Source organism: Streptomyces sp. NPDC057654, assembly GCF_042800135.1.
GTDB lineage: Bacteria > Actinomycetota > Actinomycetes > Streptomycetales > Streptomycetaceae > Streptomyces.
In genome coordinates, this window is record NZ_JBHVHQ010000895.1 from 1 (window position 1) to 3,463 (window position 3,463).

The 3,463-nt window shown below is 73.0% G+C and carries 4 protein-coding genes; 2 read left to right on the top strand and 2 right to left on the bottom strand.

Translation table 11 applies throughout. The annotated features are described in order from the left end of the window. Positions 1–194, bottom strand: a 194-nt coding sequence (locus ACFU99_RS37850; RefSeq protein WP_384401492.1) for an SBBP repeat-containing protein, incomplete at its 3' end; no start/stop codon positions are given. Positions 195–391: 197 nt separating this feature from the next. Next, on the bottom strand, positions 392–1,090 hold the full coding sequence (locus tag ACFU99_RS37855; protein WP_384401495.1) for a PepSY domain-containing protein: 699 nt from the start codon (positions 1,088–1,090) through the stop codon (positions 392–394). A 159-nt stretch (positions 1,091–1,249) separates the two neighbouring features. Between ACFU99_RS37855 and ACFU99_RS37860 the strand changes: the two genes are divergently transcribed. Both ACFU99_RS37860 and ACFU99_RS37865 read left to right on the top strand, forming a co-directional pair. Further along, on the top strand, positions 1,250–1,912 hold the full coding sequence (locus tag ACFU99_RS37860) for a response regulator transcription factor (RefSeq protein WP_384401497.1): 663 nt from the start codon (positions 1,250–1,252) through the stop codon (positions 1,910–1,912). Next, on the top strand, positions 1,905–3,395 hold the full coding sequence (locus ACFU99_RS37865) for a sensor histidine kinase (RefSeq protein ID WP_384401499.1): 1,491 nt from the start codon (positions 1,905–1,907) through the stop codon (positions 3,393–3,395). The genes ACFU99_RS37860 and ACFU99_RS37865 overlap by 8 nt, the downstream gene beginning before the upstream one ends. The last annotated feature ends 68 nt before the right edge of the window (positions 3,396–3,463 follow it).

Here is a 3,463-nt window from a genome sequence, read left to right on the forward strand (position 1 = left end):
TTGCTGTGGTCGGCGATGTACAGGTTTCCGTTCTTGTCCACGGCCACGCCGACGGGGGTGTAGAGCCTGGTCAGCGCGCCGGGGCCGCCGTCCGAGACGTACCCGGCGATTCCGTTGCCCGCCACCGTGGCGATGGCGCCGTCGGAGAGGCCCTGGGGCTGCGGCCCGGCGCCCGTGCTGGTTCCTGAGGTCATGGTCGGTGCTCCTGTCTCTGTACGAGAAACTCCACCGAGGTTGAGCGCAAAACCAGAACAAGGAGGCTATCGGCGCTGAAGCGGGGAGGGAGCAGGCATAACCGGCCATAGCGCGGCAGTTCCCCATGGGGGCGCGGGGATCTACGCGGTCGGCCACGACGGAACCGCAGCCGACGCACCAGCCTCAAACGCAGCGTTTAGTCGTCATCATCGGCGGGGCCGTTCGTCACCGCGCCCGTCCGCGGGTCGATCAGCAGATTGTGCTCCTTGCCCTGCTTCGTGACGGTCTCCACTTTCCACACCGACGCGGCACGGTGGTCGTCGTCCAGGTCCGCCTTCGTCACTGTCGCCCCGTCGCGCGCGCCCTTGCGGGCGGCCTCCGCGGCGTCGACCGTGGCGCCCTTCAGCTCCTTACGGGCGTGGCTCACGCCGTGGTAGCCGTTGTCCTTGTGCTCGACGTGCTGATCGAGCACCCGGGCGTTGCCCGCGTCGAGGGTGACCTCGTGGAACTTGCCGTCCTTGCCGAGCACGTCCGCCTCCCAGACCAGGCCCGGGTCGTCCTCGTCGAGGTCGATCTCCGTGACGGTACCCGGCACGGCCTTGAGCGCCGCGGCCACCGCCTCCGTAGCGCCGACCTTGGCGGTCCGGGCCTCGACGAGGTCCTCGTGCGCGTCGTCGTCCTTCACCCGGAGGCTCGACTTCGGCCCCGCCGACCCGTCTGACCCGTCCGACCCGTCCGAGGCGTGCCCGCCGTCCGACGCCTGCCGGCTCTCCGGCGCGTGCTGGGCCTGTCCGCTGCTGCCGTCGCTGCCGCTGGTGACGGCGACCGCCGTCGCGGTGCCCCCGGCGATCACGGCGACCGCGGCCGCGGTGGCGATGGCGATGTTGCGCCTCATGAGGAATTCCTCCCGATTGGTGGGTCGTCCAGTGAGCTGTTCAGTGGGGCATTCGGTGCGTCGTGCGTCACCGACAGCCCCACACTGGCCACCCGTCGCTGAAGCCGACCTGAAGCAGCCTGAAGATTTCTTCAGCTCCCCTTTGGCAGAGTCGTTCCCATGCGCTTGTTGATCGTGGAGGACGAGAAGCGGCTGGCGCTCTCGCTGGCCAAGGGGCTCACCGCCGAGGGCTTCGCCGTGGACGCCGTCCACGACGGCCTGGAAGGGCTGCACCGGGCCCGCGAAGGCTCGTACGACCTGCTGATCCTCGACATCATGCTGCCCGGCATGAACGGCTACCGGCTCTGCGCGACCCTGCGCGCCGAGGGCTGCGAGGCGCCGATCCTGATGCTCACGGCGAAGGACGGCGAGTACGACGAGGCCGAGGGGCTCGACACCGGCGCCGACGACTACCTGACCAAGCCCTTCTCGTACGTGGTGCTGGTCGCGCGCGTACGGGCCCTGCTGCGCCGCCGCGGCACCGGCGCCGCGCCCGTGCTCACCATCGGCGCCCTGAGCGTCGACCGGGCCGCGCGCACGGTCTGCCGGGACGGCGTGGAGGCGGCGCTGACCGCCAAGGAGTTCGCCGTCCTGGAGCAGCTGGCGGTACGGGCCGGCGAAGTCGTCTCCAAGGCGGAGATCCTGGAGCACGTCTGGGACTTCGCCTACGACGGGGATCCCAACATCGTCGAGGTCTACATCAGCGCGCTGCGCCGCAAGCTCGGCCCGCGGACCATCACCACGGTGCGCGGCGCCGGATACCGGCTGGTGGCGCGTGCGTAGGGGGTTCGGCTCCGTACGGTCGAAGGCCGCGCTGGGCGCGACGCTGGTGGTGGCGCTGGCCCTGGTGGCCGCCGGTATCGCGGTGCTGGCGGTGCTGCGCGGCAACCTGACCGACCAGGCCGACCTCCAGGCGGAGGCCGACGCGCGCGGGGTGGCCTCGCAGATCGCGACGGGCGAACCGTTCAAGAAGCTGGAGTCGGAGGACCACCACCCGATGCAGGTCGTGGACGACGACAAGCGGGTACGGGCCGTCAGCGACCACCTGGAGGCGGTGAGCGGCACGGGCAGCAAGAGCGTGAAGGCCCATCCGTCGCCGACGACGAGCGGGGACGACGGCCACAGCGGCGACGGTGACGGCGATGACGACGACAGCGACGATGACGACGGGGGCGGCGGGGGCGGCTGGGGGAACGGGCCCGGCCGCGCCAAGGTCTCCGACGACGTCGACATGAGCGGCGGCACGGCCACGGTCCACGGCAGGACGGGCGACTACCGCTTCGCCGCCGTCGAGGCCCGTACGCCCGCGGGCGAGAAGGTCACCGTCTACGTGGGCGCGCCGCTCGCCGCCGAGCAGGACACCGTCTCGACGGTGCGCGGCGCGATGCTCATCGGGCTGCCCCTGCTGCTCGTCGTCGTGGCGGGCGTGACATGGCTGGTGACCCGGCGCTCCCTGCGGCCCGTCGAGGGCATCCGGCGGGAGATGGCCGCCATCACGGCCAGCGAGGACCTGGGGCGGCGGGTGCCGGAGCCGCAGGCGCGGGACGAGGTGGCGCGGCTGGCCCGTACGACCAATGAGACGCTCGCCGCCCTCCAGGCGTCGGTGGAGCGGCAGCGGCGGTTCGTCGCCGACGCCTCGCACGAGCTGCGGAGCCCGATCGCCAGCCTGCGCACGCAGCTGGAGGTGGGCGCGGCCCACCCGGAGCTGCTGGACGTCGAGGGCGCGGTCGAGGACACCGTACGGCTCCAGAACCTGGCGGCGGATCTGCTGCTGCTGGCGCGGCTGGACGCGGGGGAGCGGCCCGCGGACACGCGGGTGGACCTGGCGGGGCTGGCGAGCGGGGAGGTGGCGCGGCGGAGCGCCTCGGTCCGGGGCCGGGTCGCGGTACGGGCGGGGGAGCTGGCGCCGGGCGAGGTGCTGGGCTCGCGCGGGCAGTTGGGGCGGGTGCTGGGCAATCTGGTCGACAACGCCTGCCGGCACGCGGAGTCGGAGGCGGTGCTCTCCGTACGGGCCGAGGGACGGTGGCTGGTACTGGCCGTCGCCGACGACGGGGCCGGGGTGCCGGCGCCGGAACGGGAGCGGATCTTCGAGCGGTTCGTACGGCTCGACGACGCGCGCAGCCGGGACGACGGCGGGGCCGGGCTGGGGCTGGCCATCGCCCGCGACGTGGCGGCGCGGCACGGCGGGACGCTCACGGTGGGCGCGTCGCCCCGCGGCGGCGCGTGCTTCGAACTGCGGCTGGAGCGCGCCGGCCCGCCGCGATGACGGCGGACCGGCGGGCGCTCGGACCTGGCGCGGACGCTCAGCCGAGGCAGGTGCTCAGCCGAGACGGG